Origin of the sequence: Chryseobacterium metallicongregator, from assembly GCF_031324065.1 — a bacterium.
GTDB lineage: Bacteria > Bacteroidota > Bacteroidia > Flavobacteriales > Weeksellaceae > Chryseobacterium > Chryseobacterium metallicongregator.
This window is the reverse complement of the sequence record NZ_JAVIXS010000021.1, coordinates 47,508-63,358: the sequence shown is the minus strand read 5'-3', so window position 1 is coordinate 63,358 and position 15,851 is coordinate 47,508. Positions and strand designations below refer to the sequence as shown.

General features: G+C 37.1%; 14 protein-coding genes. 8 read left to right on the top strand and 6 right to left on the bottom strand.

The window, feature by feature from the left end; genetic code table 11:
• Positions 1-8: 8 nt before the first annotated feature.
• Both REB14_RS22580 and REB14_RS22575 read right to left on the bottom strand, forming a co-directional pair.
• Positions 9-485, bottom strand: coding sequence for a YdeI/OmpD-associated family protein (locus REB14_RS22580; RefSeq protein WP_309523356.1), 477 nt, complete (start codon positions 483-485; stop codon positions 9-11).
• 80 nt (positions 486-565) lie between these two features.
• The gene (locus REB14_RS22575; protein WP_079243794.1) at positions 566-2,770 is read right to left on the bottom strand and encodes a S46 family peptidase; all 2,205 of its coding nucleotides are present in this window, start codon (positions 2,768-2,770) and stop codon (positions 566-568) included.
• Positions 2,771-2,856: 86 nt separating this feature from the next.
• Between REB14_RS22575 and REB14_RS22570 the strand changes: the two genes are divergently transcribed.
• Positions 2,857-3,291, top strand: coding sequence for an META domain-containing protein (locus REB14_RS22570; protein ID WP_238594323.1), 435 nt, complete (start codon positions 2,857-2,859; stop codon positions 3,289-3,291).
• 105 nt (positions 3,292-3,396) lie between these two features.
• Here the strand turns inward: REB14_RS22570 and REB14_RS22565 are convergent, their stop codons facing one another.
• The 4 genes from REB14_RS22565 to REB14_RS22550 all read right to left on the bottom strand — a co-directional run bounded on the left by REB14_RS22565 (position 3,397) and on the right by REB14_RS22550 (position 7,683).
• Positions 3,397-3,816, bottom strand: a complete 420-nt coding sequence (locus tag REB14_RS22565) for a hypothetical protein (RefSeq protein WP_079243795.1) — start codon at positions 3,814-3,816, stop codon at positions 3,397-3,399.
• Between the two features lie 6 nt (positions 3,817-3,822).
• Complete coding sequence (locus tag REB14_RS22560) at positions 3,823-6,345, bottom strand: beta strand repeat-containing protein (protein WP_079243796.1); 2,523 nt, start codon at positions 6,343-6,345, stop codon at positions 3,823-3,825.
• A gap of 6 nt (positions 6,346-6,351) precedes the next feature.
• A complete protein-coding gene (locus REB14_RS22555) occupies positions 6,352-6,825 on the bottom strand; it encodes a T9SS type A sorting domain-containing protein (RefSeq protein ID WP_079243797.1) in 474 nt (157 codons plus the stop codon).
• Between the two features lie 150 nt (positions 6,826-6,975).
• The gene (locus REB14_RS22550; RefSeq protein ID WP_238594324.1) at positions 6,976-7,683 is read right to left on the bottom strand and encodes a LytR/AlgR family response regulator transcription factor; all 708 of its coding nucleotides are present in this window, start codon (positions 7,681-7,683) and stop codon (positions 6,976-6,978) included.
• 193 nt (positions 7,684-7,876) lie between these two features.
• On the opposite strand from REB14_RS22550, the gene hflX reads away from it, so the two are divergent.
• The 7 genes from hflX to REB14_RS22515 all read left to right on the top strand — a co-directional run bounded on the left by hflX (position 7,877) and on the right by REB14_RS22515 (position 15,843).
• Positions 7,877-9,100: a GTPase HflX gene (hflX, locus tag REB14_RS22545; RefSeq protein WP_079243798.1), complete on the top strand. Its 1,224-nt coding sequence runs from the start codon at positions 7,877-7,879 to the stop codon at positions 9,098-9,100.
• Positions 9,100-9,735 (top strand): DUF4919 domain-containing protein, encoded by a 636-nt coding sequence (locus tag REB14_RS22540; protein WP_079243799.1) that lies wholly within the window; start codon positions 9,100-9,102, stop codon positions 9,733-9,735. Before hflX ends, REB14_RS22540 begins: the two co-directional genes overlap by 1 nt.
• A 20-nt stretch (positions 9,736-9,755) precedes the next feature.
• On the top strand, positions 9,756-11,042 hold the full coding sequence (locus REB14_RS22535; RefSeq protein WP_079243800.1) for a cation:proton antiporter: 1,287 nt from the start codon (positions 9,756-9,758) through the stop codon (positions 11,040-11,042).
• Between the two features lie 8 nt (positions 11,043-11,050).
• Complete coding sequence (locus tag REB14_RS22530; protein ID WP_309523355.1) at positions 11,051-11,767, top strand: DNA alkylation repair protein; 717 nt, start codon at positions 11,051-11,053, stop codon at positions 11,765-11,767.
• A 132-nt stretch (positions 11,768-11,899) separates the two neighbouring features.
• Positions 11,900-12,568 carry a hypothetical protein gene (locus tag REB14_RS22525; RefSeq protein ID WP_309523354.1) on the top strand — a complete coding sequence of 223 codons (669 nt, stop codon included), beginning with the start codon at positions 11,900-11,902 and terminating at the stop codon, positions 12,566-12,568.
• Positions 12,569-12,585: 17 nt separating this feature from the next.
• Positions 12,586-14,604, top strand: coding sequence for a hypothetical protein (locus REB14_RS22520; protein WP_309523353.1), 2,019 nt, complete (start codon positions 12,586-12,588; stop codon positions 14,602-14,604).
• Positions 14,605-15,843 (top strand): hypothetical protein, encoded by a 1,239-nt coding sequence (locus REB14_RS22515; RefSeq protein WP_309523352.1) that lies wholly within the window; start codon positions 14,605-14,607, stop codon positions 15,841-15,843. It abuts the gene before it with no gap.
• The last annotated feature ends 8 nt before the right edge of the window (positions 15,844-15,851 follow it).

Below are 15,851 nucleotides of genomic sequence, written 5' to 3'. Positions count from 1 at the left end.
AAAGCGGTCTATATCCCGTTTTTCCCATTCAGAATCATCTGGATCATTTTTATTTTTCTGTTCTCTCTTGTTTCCGTTTTCTTGGCTTCTTCAATCCAGCGGATGTATTCTTTTTTGTGAGTATAGCTCATCTTGTCAAATAAGGCTTTTGCTTCCGGATTTTCATTAAAAACAGAAGCGATATCATCTGCAATTTCAACCACTCTTTCCTCCTTATCTTCAGTAAGAGCAACAGAGACTTTATCTCCGAAAGTCTTACCCAATATCTTTCTTACTTCCTGAGTCAGTCCTAAAATATGACAGTTGGATTTCATTTTGACAAGGCTTCCGCGGTATTCAATCTTATCATCAAACAGGGCTTTAATTTTTACCTGTCCTTTTGTATGAAACAATTCCTCTGTAGAAAATGGAAATTCTACAAATGCAGCATTCATTTCTCCGTTCTGCTGAATAATGGCTATGAATTCAATAGGGTTAAGCTTCATGATAAAATATTTTAAGAATCAAAAATAAAAAAACCGTGAAAGTAAATTTCACGGTTTCAAAAATATATCAAATGAGATAATTATTTTTTAACTTTTTTAGGTGTTGTTGTAGTACCTGAGTTTTTAGTTTTTGTATCAGCTGGAGTGTTTGCATCTCTTACAAGCTTCAATTCGTCAACTAATCTTCTTGCACCAGCATATTTATCGATTGTCCAAAGAACAAAACGAACGTCTACGTTGATGGTTTTCTGCCATTCAGGCTCGAATACAATATCACCGCTTAATGCTTCACTGTTACCATCGAAAGCAATACCGATAAGGTTTCCGTCTCCATCAATTACCGGAGAACCAGAGTTACCTCCTGTAATATCGTTGTTAGAAAGGAAGTTTACAGGCATATATCCTGCAGCATCAGCATACTGTCCGAAATCTTTAAGGTTGTAAAGATCAATCACTCTTTGAGGAAGATCGAATTCTTCGTCACCTTTCTTGTATTTTCCAACAAGACCAGTCATATCCGTATAGTAGTTATCCGTAATACCGAAATAGTTTCTGTCATTTCTGATAGGTAATTTATCTACTGTACCGTAAGTTAATCTCATAGTAGAGTTAGCATCCGGATAGAATTTTTTCTCAGGCATAGCCTTCATTAGACCTGCTAAGAACATACGGTTGTTTTTTGCAAAATTATCATCTATTTTAACAAATCTTTCCATGCTTATTTTTTGATCAGCAACAATTCCGTTAGCTGCTTTCCAAAGTGGATCAGCATCAAGTTTCAAAGCATCCGGGTTCAATAAGAAGTTTGTAGCAGAAGTCTTATTAGCAAAGATTGAAGAGTAAGCTAAATTTGAAACTGTTTTAGCATCTAACCCTAAAATAGTAGCAGAAGCAACGTCAGGGTTTTTAACTCTCGCCTGATAAAGACTGGTCATAGCAGCAAGCATTTCTCCTTCCAAAGATGGATTGAAGTTTTCATAAGCAGCTTTGATGGCCGCTTCAGTTTTAGCTTTCATTGCTAATCTTCCCTGCATATCCTGTGCAGCATAAGCTTTAAGTGCAGAACCTACTTGTAATGCAAGGGTAATATATTTTGCATTTCTTGAAAACTGAGAAGCATAGTTTCTTTCAACATTTCTATCAGATACTTGCTTATAATAAGTGCCAATATCTTCTAAAACGCCATTGTATTGATCGTTTCCTGGCATTGCAGCCCACTTATTGTAAGTTTCTTCGATCTTTTGCTTGTCTGAAATTGTTCCGTTTTTCTCTACTGCGTCGATAGTTCCTTGTCTGTTTTTCCAGTAGTTAGCTACAGAAGCATATTGAGAAGCATAGTTAAGCTGAGTTGCTTTATCCTTGTCCATGTACTTTTTCATTACATCCATAGCCAATTTAGAAGCTTCAACCCATGCCGGGTAATCTTTAGTTACCATTTGCTGAATTCCGTAAGAAGTCAGGTAACGGTTTGTTCTTCCAGGGTATCCTAAGATCATCGAGAAGTCACCAGGCTTAATTCCTTTAAGAGAAACCGGAAGGAAATGCTTAGGCTTCAAAGGAGTATTGCTTGGAGAATATTCAGCAGGGTTTCCTGCAGCATCAGCATATACTCTGAAAACTGTAAAGTCAGCAGTGTGTCTTGGCCATTCCCAGTTGTCTGTATCTCCCCCGAATTTTCCTAATGATGAAGGTGGAGCACCTACTAATCTGATATCTTTATAATCCTGATATACGAAATAGTAGAATTCATTTCCATTGAAGAAATCTCTTACTACTACAGTATATTTCCCGTTTTCAGAGTTTTCTGTCTGGATTGCTTTTGTTTCAGCATCAATAACAGCTTTTCTCTCTGCTCCGGTCATATTGTTGTTTAGTTTAGAATTGATTCTTTGCGTAGCATCATCCATTCTCACTAAAAATCTTACATAAAGATCCTTTGCATTGAATTCGTCTTTCTGTTTCATTGCCCAGAAACCGTTCTTCAAATAATCTTTTTCTGGTGTAGAAGCCGCAGCAACTGCACCATAACCACAGTGGTGGTTGGTAAATATAAGTCCTTTATCAGAAACAATTTCACCTGTACAGAATCCACCGAAACTTACGATAGCATCCTTTAAACTTGAATTGTTTACAGAATAAATTTCTTCAGGCGTAAGGTGTAGACCCTCTTTTTGCATATCAACACCGTTAAGTCTTTTGATGAGCATTAGCAGCCACATCCCCTCATCCGCCCTCATCTGAGCAAAGCCCAGTAAGAAAGTGAATAGTAGAAATAGTCTTTTCATTTTATAAAATAATTTTTGTGTCGCTAATTTACTAATTTTTACGAGATTCTGTCCCCGAATGGTATGAAAATGGGATGATAATCCGAATGAAAAAGATACTATTCTCACTTTTTGCAGTTTTACTTTTAGGTGTTGTTTTGAATTGCTCTGTAATGTCGGATAAAAATCCTGCCCTTCAAAGACAATGGATGCTGGTTTCACTGGATGGTTTTTCAAGAGATCAACTGATCGCCAATAAAGCCGAAATGAATCTTACAGGTAATATGATGAAGGGTAAAATTCAGGCAAATGCTTACATGGGATGTAACCGGATGTCTTTTGTTTCTGAATTTAAAAAAGGAGGAAAAGTAAAGTTTTCAAAAGGAGTAAGTACAATGAAAGCCTGTCAGGATATGAATCTTGAAAGCTATTTTCAGAAAAAGATTGAGACCATGACTCATTATTCTATCGAGGGACATTTTCTTACGTTATCCGATGATCAGGGGAATTCAATGAAATTTGTAGCTGCTGACTGGGATTAATAATGGCCTATTATCATATAAAAAGTCCGCATTGCAGCGGACTTCTTTGTTTGAAAAATCTAGTTTGGTTATCAGCTTTTTGCGGTTATTAGCTTTTGAGAGTCATTAGTTTTTTGGAATCGTTTTTTTTATTTCTTCCAGGGTTGCTGTGTTAGGCAGCCCGGTAACTGTCATTTTTGTGTTCCTAGAATTTATAGTATTGTGATATGCCTGTCTGTTGGGGATTGTTTTTTTAATGTCTTCAAGACTTGCTGTATTGGGGAGAAGCTTTCCTGAATTATCTGCAGCTGCTTTAGGCTTGGATTCCTGTTTTTTTACCTCCAGACCTTGATCAGAAGCCAAACCTGTACTTCCTGCATTTTTTTCAGCTCTTTCCTTAGCGGCCTGAATTTGGGCAGCCTGTTGTTCTTTTGCCTGTTTTACAACCAGAGCCTGATCTTCTTCTACAGGAACCGTTTTTTTACTTTCCTGAGCATAAATAAAAGTGCTTAGAAATAATAATGGGATAATATATGCTATTTTCATGACGGTTTATTTTATGTTGACTAATACTTGAATTTTTCCAATCTCTTTTTGGTCATAATCCTGAAGCGCTTTTCCGATTACCTGTCCAATTTTTACCATTTTGATATTGGCTTTCATTGCAACACCTGGTTTGGATGAAGTTACCAACAGGTCACCTCTTTTTATTTTTCCATTCTCAAGGCATACTTTGGTAGGGATTACCCCAATGACTCCCATTGGAGCTTTATCGGAAATGTCAGTGTCAATATGCTCTTCTGTAAGCAGTACACCCGGTTTTGTGGCATATACACCTGCAACAAGAGTGGAATAAGGAGTTGAAGATTTTTCAACAGTTCTGTCTGCTTTCGTTGAGATGACAAGAATATCACCAGGCTCATATTCAGAAATATGACCATTGACATCAAATGCTTCAGCAACGTCAGCACCACTGTTTTGAGTTCCTCCATTAAAAAATCCACGTCCCGCAGAATTGATTCTTGCCACATTCACTGCACCCGGATTTCCGGATCTAAATACAGCAATAGAGCCGTTACTGCGGGTTTCTACTGTAAGAGGAGGGTTGGTATTGGCAGTATTGTAATTCACAAATCTTGCAGCGCGTCCTTCTCCGAAATTAGGAACCCATGCGTAGATCGCACTTCCTGTTCCATCTGCAGTGGTTTCTACACCATCTCCGGTATTGGATGCGTTGGCTGTTATACCATTCCCGTTACCATCTGCAATAGCAATCAGAGCAGGGCCGTTTCCGGCAGGATTACTGGCATGAAATAAACCTGCATATCCTCCTGTACCGGAAGATATTCCATAAATCCCTGCAGTACCGAAGTTGGCAAACTGTGAATTTACTTCTCCCCTCACTGCTGCTGAAGTTCCTGTGGTTCGATCTACTTTAAAATTCCCTGCAATACCATTTCCAATTGTGTTTACTGTTATAACATCACTGGTATTATTCTCATTGAAGATTTCAAATCTTCCAGCTCGTCCGGTAGAAAAAGAAGGAACCCATGCATAGAGAGCATTTCCTGCTCCGTCAATATTGGTTTCAACACCATTTCCGTCTTTTCCTGCATTGGCGGTGATAGCATTTCCGTTACCATCAGTAAGGGCAATCAATGAAGCTCCGTTTCCTGAAGGATTTGAGGCATAAAATAAACCTGCGCGTCCTCCCGTTCCTGAAGAAATTCCAAAAATTGCGGCGGCACCAAAGTTTCCGAAAATAGTATTTACTTCTCCTCTTACTGCTGCACCAACGCTATTGGTATTGTCAACTAGAAAAGAGGCTGCATTTCCCTGGGTATTGTCCGGAATATTTCCATTTCCATTCGTTTCTACCTCAAAAGTATTCCCTGTAGTATTTGTTTGGTTAAAATTTTCAAATCTTCCGGCACGACCAGTACTGTTATTTAAGCCTACCTGCCCGTAAACACCGATACCAGTTCCGGATGTATTGGTAGCAACAAAACCTCTGACTCCATATCCGCCTCCGTCATTACGGCCTACTACAGCTCCGGCGATATCACTGGTAGTTCTACCCACTACTGCTTCACCACCGCCGTTGTTGTCACCTATAACACCCGCGGATGTCTGTGCAGAAGTTATTCCGTGTACCCCAAATCCTGCTCCGGTAGAACTTCTTACTCCGGCTCCGTTTCCGGTGGTAGTAACATTTACAACCGTACCATTTCCTACACTTGATGCACTAAGAGCAACATTATTATTCGCGTTATTGAGGATTGAAATGCTCGCAGGGATTCCGTTATTACTGGTAGCATTAAGACCTGTTCCTGTATTGCTGTTTGCATATACTCCAAAACCATTTCCGGTGGCGTTTCCATAAACTCCTAAGCCATTAGGTGTTGTACCATAAACACCCCATCCGCTTCCGGCCTGGCTTCCGTATACACCTACTCCAAGTCCGCCGGTTCCGTTATTAATACCACGAACCGCTGAAGAAAATCCTCCGGGAGCTACATTGGTAACAACTCCTCTTACTGCTGCAATATTGGAGGTTGTTGTGTTGTTATTACCTTCTAATGATGTTCCATCGCCATCGTTGGTTAATGAAAATAAAGTAGAAGCATTATTAACGGTGTTAGTATAGGGAATTGTAAAACTTCCGCCTCCACCACCAGCGGATTTGGCATACATCGCATAAGGAACACTTAGCAACTGGCTGGTTCCTACTATGGTGTAGCTGGTTCCTCCTGCCGGGTCAGTTTCTGTTTTTAAGTAATAGCTTCCTGCAGGCCAGTCGATGGTGGCAAATGTTCCGGTGAGTACAGTTCCTGTTCCTATTTCAAGGCTGATAAGTCCGTTGGCATTGGTGTTTCCGGTAAGTCTTTCAGAATAGACTGCGGCTCCGGCAGGAGATCCCTGTAATATGCTTGCTCTCACGGCAATTCCTTGATTGACTAGGAGTTGTCCGGAACCATTTCTCATGACAGCCTGATAGCTCATTTTTTCCGGAGCCTGAGAAAGTCCCATAAAGAAACCTGTCAGGATCCAAAACAGTGATAATATTTTTTTCATGGCATTTTATTTTTTAATGATTTTAAAAGTTTTAATATTTTCTCCATTTTGGGTAATCCTGATGATGTACATAGCAGAAGGAAGTGAGGAGAAATTAAGTTCAGATTTTGATTGTGAGATCTTATCTTTTTTTACCAGTTTGCCTTGGGAATCGAATAACTGGTATTCTGACCCTTTGAAACTATTTGACGTAAAATCTAAATACAAATAATCTCTGAAAGGATTAGGATAGAGCAAAATGCCATTCTGTTCAGAAGGGTTTTCAATAGTGGTAAGGGTGATAATTTCGTAAGGCTGCTGAACGCCTTCCAGAACTTGTCCTGTTCCTTTTTCCAGATAGGTGGTCTGACCTACACTGTACGAAACAAAACCATTAACTGCTGATGCATCCAATCCCGCTGCTAAAACTGCAGATTGAGCGTGTAGTATGGGGATGGAGAAGACAGACAGAATAATACAATAAATAGATATTCTTTCCATGGATAACAGTTTTGGTGATTAATAGATATGTGTTTTTCTTGGGGAATTTGGGAAGACTAAATTACCACCTATCTCAATCAATTGGAAAGAAAATAGACCAACGGCAGAAATAATCGACCAATGGCATTTTGTGAATTATAGTTAGATTTTTTAAGGATTAAAAAAAGACAGATTGTCTTTGTAAGTACGGCCAATAGGGAGTTTTATGTGGTGTGTAAGCTCTATTTCATGACAGCTTTTCCCTCGGATAAGATGGCGCGGAACGGCATAGCTTCTGTGTATTCTTACAAAAGAATCAAAAAAGTTTTTTTGCAGAAGATTTCCCAGAGAGTTTAAAATACAGTGATTTTTTTCAAGAGTGATAATTCTTGTATAATCTTTCAGAGCTTCCAGATAGAGAATATCTTTCATTTTAATCTGATGAATATGGCCTCCTTCTTTTATTTTGATACAGTTTTCTCCCACCATAGCATCATAACATTCACATTTTTCCTTTACTTCAAAAAAATCCAAAAGCTTTTCCATGGAATGATGAAAGCGTTCTGCTGTAAGAGGTTTGGTAATAAAATCTAAAGTATTAATCTCAAAAGCTCCGGCAGCCAGCTCAGGATGTGAGCTTACGAAAATACAGGCAGGGATCTTATGGGCTAACGTGCGGAGTTCAAGACCACTCATACCCTTTAAATTGGTTTCAGTAATCAGGAGATCAACAGGAAGGTCAAGATAGGAAACCGCCTTTTCTGCAGAGTCAAAAGTGGCAACAATTTCAATGTTTTGATATTGCCTGATATAATGCTGAAGAACCAGCCTGTCCAGTTCATCATCATCAATAATCATACATCTGATATGCGTAATCATGATATTCCGGAGATTAGTTTTTAATTTAAATATTTAAAAATCAGAATTTTATTACATAAAGTTATTGATTTTTTATATATCATTCGCCAGTAAACTTAAATTTATATTAAAATATGTTATTAAATAAAAATTGATTTTGTTTTTTTTCTGAAAAATATTAACTTGTAAAAATCATAAACATAGACAGAACTTAATGTTAGAAAAGAAAGAACATAACTATGAGAAAGCAGTCTTGGTGGGTGTTATTACCCAAAATCAGGACGAAGAAAAACTGACGGAGTATTTAGATGAACTGGAGTTTTTAGCTTTCACAGCCGGAGCAACCGTACAAAAGCGTTTTACCCAAAAATTAACTCAGCCTGATTCCAAAACCTTTATCGGAAGCGGAAAAGCCATTGAGATAAAAGAATATGTAAAAGAAAATGAGATCGGAACTGTAATTTTCGATGATGAACTCTCTCCTTCACAGCTTAAAAACCTGGAAAGAGATATGGAAGTTAAGATCCTGGACCGTACCAATCTTATTCTTGATATTTTTGCCCAAAGAGCACAGACTTCTTATGCAAGAACTCAGGTGGAATTGGCACAATATCAGTATCTTTTACCACGATTGACAAGAATGTGGACCCACCTTGAGCGTCAGAAAGGGGGAATTGGGATGAGAGGTCCCGGAGAAACGGAAATTGAGACTGACCGTCGTATTATCCGTGACAGAATTACCTTGTTGAAAGAGAAACTGAAGACGATTGACAAGCAAATGGCTACTCAGCGTAACAACCGTGGAAAAGTGGTTCGTGCCGCTTTGGTAGGATATACCAACGTAGGGAAGTCTACTTTGATGAATTCTATTTCAAAATCTGAGGTTTTTGCTGAAAATAAATTATTCGCAACCCTTGATACCACCGTAAGAAAAGTGGTGATTGGAAATCTTCCGTTTTTGTTGACAGACACAGTAGGATTCATCAGAAAACTACCTACTCAGCTGGTAGAATCATTTAAATCTACGTTGGATGAGGTTCGTGAAGCTGATCTTTTGATTCATGTGGTGGATATTTCTCACGAAAGCTTTGAAGACCACATAGAATCCGTAAATCATATCCTGATGGAGATCAATGCTCATCAGAAACCAATGATTATGATTTTCAACAAAATTGATGATTTCAGCTATGAGAAAAAGGATGAAGATGATCTTACGCCTTCTACCCGTAAAAATATTTCTCTGGAAGAGTGGAAAAAGACCTGGATGGCAAAATCTAAGTATCCAACAGTTTTCATCTCTGCATTAACGAAGGAAAACTTCCCGGAAATGAAGAAAATGATCTATGATGAGGTGATGAAAATTCATATTTCCAGATTCCCATACAACGATTTCCTTTTCGAATATTTCGACAACGACGAAGAAGAAAGCAACGATTAATGAAATACCATTTTTTTCTTTTAGTCATCTTGTTTTCGGTTTTTGGATTCAGCCAGAAATCCAAAATTGATTTAAAAGCTATTGAGAAAAGTCTCAGGACTTCCGACTCTCCGTACAATTACGACAAGCTTATTTTCAAATTTAAAGGATATCCTAAAGCTCTGGACAGTATAGAATCTCAATATCTGTACTACGGAAGAAATTTTAGAAACGATAAAATAAGTACATCAGATGATCGCTTTAAAAGTCTGGTAGAAGCCTTTAAACAAAACAATTTTGCGGATTGTATCAAACAGGGAAAAGCTTTGTATGATAAAGATCCTACCAACCTGGATGTACTGCTGATTCTTCTCAGGGCTTACGATTCTGTAAAGGATGGAAATAACTTTATCCATCATCTGAACCAATTCCGTACCCTTACTGAAGGGATAAGAAGTTCAGGAGACGGAAAGTCAGAAAAAACAGCTTATGTCGTCAATTCTGTAGGAGATGAATACATTCTGCTGAATATTCTGAATATAGGACAAGACTACACAAGACGTTCGAAAACTTCTAAAGATGCCATGTTTGACATCTGGGAAAAGGATGGGAATCAAATTTATATCAAAATACTCTATTTGGAACTAACCAATTAATCTTAAAATAAAAACACTTAGTGGAATTATATTATTCATTTTCAGCATTAATCGTATTAGCATCAATATTTGCCTATCTTAACTATAGGTTTTTAAAACTTCCAAGTACCATCGGAATTATGGTAATCGCCATTGTAGTATCAATTTTTCTGGTACTGTTTGGAGAAACGGTTCTTCCGAGAACTTTCGGACATCTTCACAACCTCATGAATGGTATAGACTTTACGGAAGTGTTGATGGGTGCTATGCTTAATTTTCTACTCTTTGCAGGGGGAATCCATATTAATATTAATGATCTGAAAGAACAGTTCAGACCTGTAGTGATATTTTCCACAGTAGGTGTTGTGATTTCTACTTTTGTGGTAGGATTCGGAATGTTTTATCTGCTTCCTTATGTAGGGGTAAAACTTCCTTTTATCTATTGTCTTGTTTTTGGAGCTTTGATTTCACCTACCGATCCGGTAGCAGTTCTGAGTGTACTGAAACAAGCTAAGGTATCCAAATCACTGGAAACAAAAGTAGCTGGAGAGTCTCTTTTCAATGACGGTATGGCAGTTGTGGTCTTTACGGTGATTTTACAGCTGGCGATCGGAAAAGAAGTGGATCTGAGTGTTGAAACAATCGGATTGCTTCTGCTTAAAGAAGCCGGAGGAGGTCTTTTACTTGGAGTTCTGTTAGGATGGGTTACTTCAAGATTGATGCGTGAAGTGGATGATTATATTATTTCCGTATTAGTAACACTTTCTGTTGTAATGGGAGGGTATCTTATTGCCCGTCAAATGCATATTTCAGGGCCATTGACGATGGTTGCTGCAGGATTGTTTATGGGAAACTTCAACAGAAGTTTCAAAATGAAATCAGTTACTCAGGACTATCTGATTAAATTCTGGGAATTGATTGATGAAATTCTGAATGCAGTATTATTCCTGTTCATCGGATTTGAACTTTTGATGATTAAAGATCTCAGACATTTCATGATTCCGGGCGTAGTTGCCATTGTGGTCGTTCTGTTTGCAAGATTTATTTCTATCTGGGGGCCTACAAAATTTACTTCCCTGAGAAGAAGTTTCAGTCCGCAGACGGTAAAAGTTCTGGTTTGGGGAGGAATTCGAGGAGGAGTTTCCATTGCATTGGCGATGTCTATTCCTAAAAGTGAATACAGTGAAATTATTTTAAGTATTACCTATTGCGTTGTAGTATTCTCGATCATTGTTCAGGGACTTACCATTGCTAAAGTGGCGAACCCTAATAAGATTGCCAAAGAAGAGGAAGAGCAGGAAAATATTGTTGTAGAAGAAAACGCTTAAATTGTCATATGAGCATCGTTAAAGAAATACAGGAAGCACTCGCTGTTTTATCCATTCCTGAAAAGGCTGAATTTTTTCCAAGATTCTTCAAAACAGGAAAAGGTGAATATGGTGAAGGCGACTTGTTTCTGGGAGTGAAAGTTCCGGATCAGCGCTCTGTAGCCAAAGAATATTATTCGAAAATAGATTTAAAAGAACTCAGTACATTACTTTCTTCAGAATACCATGAGCATAGGCTGACGGCTCTTTTTATGCTGATTTCAAAGTTTGAGAAAACAAAAGATAAGGCGGTAAAAGAAAAAGTGGTCACTTTTTACCTGGATCATCTTCCTTATGTGAACAACTGGGATCTGGTAGATTCTACCTGTTATAAGATTTTAGGAAGGTATGCTTTTGAAAATCAGAAAGAAAGCCTTCTTGTAGAACTTTCGGAATCTGAGGAAATGTGGCATAAGAGAATTGCTGTAGTGGGAACTATGCACTATATAAAAAAGGGTTCATTTAATCTGACCAAAGAATTCGTAACCAGAAATCTTAAACATCCCCATGATTTGATGCACAAGGCAAACGGTTGGTTGCTAAGGGAAATGGGAAATAAAAATGAAGACGAGCTGATCAGCTTTCTGAATCAGTATTACAAAGAAATGCCGAGAACCTGTCTTCGGTATGCTATTGAAAAACTGGATGAAGATCTTCGTCAGGATTATCTTAAAGGACGAGTATAAAAAATAATATACGGAATAGCACCGTATTTTCCCCTGAAAAAGTACCGGGAAACAGCTATTTATGCCCAAAAAATCAAAGATTATAAGGATTTAAGGTCAGAATTGAGTAATTTTGTGCTTTTAAACCTAATCATGAAAAAAAATCTCAGATTATTTCTTCTATGTATTCCTTTACTGTTTCTGACAAGCTGTTTTGATATTCTTGATAAAGTGAATATAAAAGCTGACGGGACAGGAGAATATACCATTATCCTTAACGCCAGCAAGAGCAAAACAAGACTGGCCTCTATCTCTAAGATGGAAACCATCAACGGAAAAAAAGTTCCTAAAAAGGCAGAAATTGAAAATAAAATCAATGAAGCTGCCAAAATTTTTAAAGCAACACCAGGAATCAGTAATGTGAAAACATCTATGGATTTTGATAGTTACATCATCAAGCTGAGCTGTAATTTCAAAAAAATTGAAAACATCAATGCAGGCCTGGAAAAACTGAAAACCCAGAAAATATTGGGTAAAATGGTTCCAACTCAGGTGTACAGCCAAAATCTTGAGAAAAAGACCTTGACAAGGAATAAAGTCAATACTTTCAAGGCTGATTATGACAAGATGAGTAAGGGTGATAAAGAAGTTTTTAACGATGCTCGGTATACTTCCATCATGCAGTTTGAAAATCCAGTGAAATCACAAACTAATACTAATTACGTGCTTTCTCCCAACAAAAAGGCTCTTAAACTGGAAGCAGATATCCTGGATTTAATCCTTCAGAAAAAACAAATACAAAACACCATTCTTTTTCAATAAATTTCTAAACTATAGTCATGAAATCTATCTTTTTAAAAACGCAAACAATTATTTTCGTTCTCTTTGGCTTTACATTGATTTTAGCCCAAAACAGCATGAAAATTCCTTCCGATGCCGTATTTTATATGGAAGTTAACGGAAAACAACTTAATAATAAAATCAACTGGAATAAACTGAATCCTTTGCTGCATGAGCTCAGCAAAAAGAGCAAAGAAAATCTTTCATGGACAGATTATTCCAAAACAGGAATCAAATACGATGCTGTTCAATACCATTATGCAAGTTTTAATGACTCTATTAAAGCCTATAATACCCATTTTATCATTGACAATAAGGAAAAGTTTCAGGAATTCATTAATTCTGTAAAGAAAAAAGGACAGGAAGTTTCCAGCAGAAAGAACTATTCTTATGTAGATATCAACGATGATATTTTTGTAGCGTGGAACGGAAGCCGTGCTGTTCTGAGCATGATCAGCTATACAAAACCTTATAAGAATCTTTGGGCAGAGGAAGCAGTTGCAGACAGTACTGCTGTTGCAGTGGTTGACTCCGCTTATGCAGAGCCGGGAGATACAGTGTATACAGAAGAACCGGAAAAACCTTTTGATTATAAAGAAGAAATCAAAAGTCTGAAGGATGATATCAAGTATCTGAAAGAAAGTATAAAAGATAACAACAACGAGATTGCAAGAATCCAGAAAGATATCAAATACCTGGAGAAACATCATAAATATCCTGCAGAGAAAGAAACTGCTGAAAATTCTGAAAACGGAGAAGAAATGCCTGAAGACGCTTATGATGAGGAAGAAGAAAAAGCTTTTCAGAAAGAACAGGATTCTATCCGCAGAGAAAACTTCAGGGTTGTTAAAAAGAACGCAGAAGATCGTTTTGACCAATATTTCAGTTCAAATTTAGAAATTGAAGTGCCTAAAGAAATGCTGTCATTCCGAGATGCCAATTCCGATGTTTTTGTATACACAGACTATGGAAGGATTGTAAACGAAGGAATCTACGGAAAGATGACGAAGTACTACGGCTACGGACAGTTTTTCAAAAACATGTACAATTCCAACTATGCATACAATCTGTACTTTGACAAAGATAAAGTAAGGCTGGTTAACAATTATCAGCACAAAAATGCTGACATTCAAAAGAATATTTCTGCCATTTATAAAGGGAAGAAAAACAAAAAGCTGCTGGAGCTGATCAATGAGAAAAGTGTTGGTTACTATGCCATGAATGTAAATGGGGCAAAATGTTTTGATATGATGTACAGTCTTCTTCAGAACTCTGGAGAAAATGAGTACAAAAAAGAAATGGAGCTGATTATGGAAACCATGAAAATTGTACTGGATGAAGAAGCAATTACCAAAATTGCACCAGGAAACGGAATCTTTGTTTTGAATGAATTGAAATCCAAAACCGTAGAATACACCGATTACGAATACGATGCTGATTTCAATGAAAAAGAAGTAAAGAAAACAAAAGAAATAGCTGTTCCTAACTTCACTTTCGCTTTTGCAACAGAGAATGAAGGGTACTGGAATCGTATTTTTGATTTGCTGACAACCAACAAAAAACTGTCTAAGAGATTCTCTAAAAAAGGAAACCTTTACACCTTTAAAGAAGAGAAAAACGGAGGATATGTAGATCAGTTGTTTTTTACTGTGAAGGATGGAGTAGTGTATCTGATGAGTGCAGCAGATAATAATTTGCCGGTAAACCAATCTGATATTTCCAGAAAATGGGCCAAAGATTCCGCTAAATATCCATTGTCCGGCAGACTGGATATCCAGAAGCTTTTAACAGGATTAGATAAAGAATTCAAAAGTCCGAAAGAAAGAAAAACATTAGAGGCGATCAAAAAAAATGTAGGAGAGTTGTATTATAAAACTGAAGTAAAAGGAGAAAGTATCCAGACTGAGATGAACTATAACATCAAAGATTCTTCAGAAAACAGCTTAATGTATTTCTTTGATATATTCGATCAGGTTTTTAAAGCTAAAGAAACAGAAAAGAAGCCTCAAATTTTATAGATGAACAAAAAGAAGATTATTGTCCCGTTATTTTTATTACTGGCTGTTGCAGTATATTTTGTAGCTTTTCACAAAGATAAAAGCCTTCAATATATTCCTGATAATGCAGATGCAGTCGTCTTAATCGACACAAAGAAATTAACGGGGCAATACCTCTTCAGCTTAGTAACCCATCCTTCAAAATGGTCCGGAAGCAAAGCAAAAAGTAAAACCTCCGGTTCATTGAAAAATTCAGGGATCAGAATTCCGGATTTTCTGCAGATATTCCACGTTAAAGACACTGAATTTTCAGAATGGTACAGCGTTTTAGAGCTTAAAGATTCGCAAAAATTCATCACCTATTTAAAGAAACAAAGTTTTGTTGCTAAAGGAAATAACCGTTTTCAGAAGGAGCAGTTTTTCTTTATGATAGAAGGAAATTATTGTATTGTAGGAACTTCAGATCATGCTTTTGAAAACCTTCAAAAAAAGCTTCTTCAGAATTCTGTACACCATGTTTGGGAGGCAGACCGTTTTATTCAAAATACATCGGGAAGTATTTCATTCATTTCAGGCAAGAAAATTCACAGCTTTTCTATTGAGTTAAATGATGACGAAATTGAGATCAGAAATAACTCAGATCTTGAGACTTTTAATACAATTGCTTCTAAGCTTCAGAAAGGAAATCAATTTCTGGAACTGGAGCTGGACAAGGAAAACATCAGAAACTTTACCCGTTTTTTTAATAAGAGTATCGCAGATTCATCACAGGCTGTTTCCTTAAAAGCCACTGCAAATCTAGAGCAGGCCAATGATACTATTATCAGTTATGAATATGATGATAATTTCAATGAAGTTGAAAAGAAGACCTTCCAAAAAATTACCCAACCGAATTATACCATTGATATTGTAAGTAGTGATCCCGAAAAGACCTGGGAATACTTTCAGTCTAAAAAGTGGATCAATGAAGATAATCAATTCACGGCAATTCCTTTTCAACCCAACGAAATCAAAAAGAATAATAAAGGGGTTATCATAAAGTCAACCCGAAAATCCGTATCATTATCTCCCCAGCTCAAAGAAAATTACCTGCTAATCAGAAATAATGCTTTGTTATATTCCTCTTTGAAAACATTGAGTAACACTGAGAAAAGGATCATTTCTGACATCGATTACGTATTGTATGGGAACAAGGCTCAGAATTATTGGATAAAAATAAAAGCGAAGAAAGGAGAATTACCATTAATTTTACGGTGGTAAGCATAGAA

Excerpts from the sequence above, each read along its gene's own strand:
- REB14_RS22570 (WP_238594323.1), top strand. The coding sequence starts at position 2,857 with ATGAAAAAGATACTATTCTCACTTTTTGCAGTTTTACTTTTAGGTGTT.
- REB14_RS22580 (WP_309523356.1), bottom strand. The coding sequence starts at position 485 with ATGAAGCTTAACCCTATTGAATTCATAGCCATTATTCAGCAGAACGGA.
- REB14_RS22540 (WP_079243799.1), top strand. The coding sequence starts at position 9,100 with ATGAAATACCATTTTTTTCTTTTAGTCATCTTGTTTTCGGTTTTTGGA.
- REB14_RS22575 (WP_079243794.1), bottom strand. The coding sequence starts at position 2,770 with ATGAAAAGACTATTTCTACTATTCACTTTCTTACTGGGCTTTGCTCAG.
- REB14_RS22555 (WP_079243797.1), bottom strand. The coding sequence starts at position 6,825 with ATGGAAAGAATATCTATTTATTGTATTATTCTGTCTGTCTTCTCCATC.
- REB14_RS22550 (WP_238594324.1), bottom strand. The coding sequence starts at position 7,683 with ATGATTACGCATATCAGATGTATGATTATTGATGATGATGAACTGGAC.
- REB14_RS22515 (WP_309523352.1), top strand. The coding sequence starts at position 14,605 with ATGAACAAAAAGAAGATTATTGTCCCGTTATTTTTATTACTGGCTGTT.
- hflX (WP_079243798.1), top strand. The coding sequence starts at position 7,877 with ATGTTAGAAAAGAAAGAACATAACTATGAGAAAGCAGTCTTGGTGGGT.
- REB14_RS22565 (WP_079243795.1), bottom strand. The coding sequence starts at position 3,816 with ATGAAAATAGCATATATTATCCCATTATTATTTCTAAGCACTTTTATT.
- REB14_RS22530 (WP_309523355.1), top strand. The coding sequence starts at position 11,051 with ATGAGCATCGTTAAAGAAATACAGGAAGCACTCGCTGTTTTATCCATT.
- REB14_RS22525 (WP_309523354.1), top strand. The coding sequence starts at position 11,900 with ATGAAAAAAAATCTCAGATTATTTCTTCTATGTATTCCTTTACTGTTT.
- REB14_RS22560 (WP_079243796.1), bottom strand. The coding sequence starts at position 6,345 with ATGAAAAAAATATTATCACTGTTTTGGATCCTGACAGGTTTCTTTATG.
- REB14_RS22520 (WP_309523353.1), top strand. The coding sequence starts at position 12,586 with ATGAAATCTATCTTTTTAAAAACGCAAACAATTATTTTCGTTCTCTTT.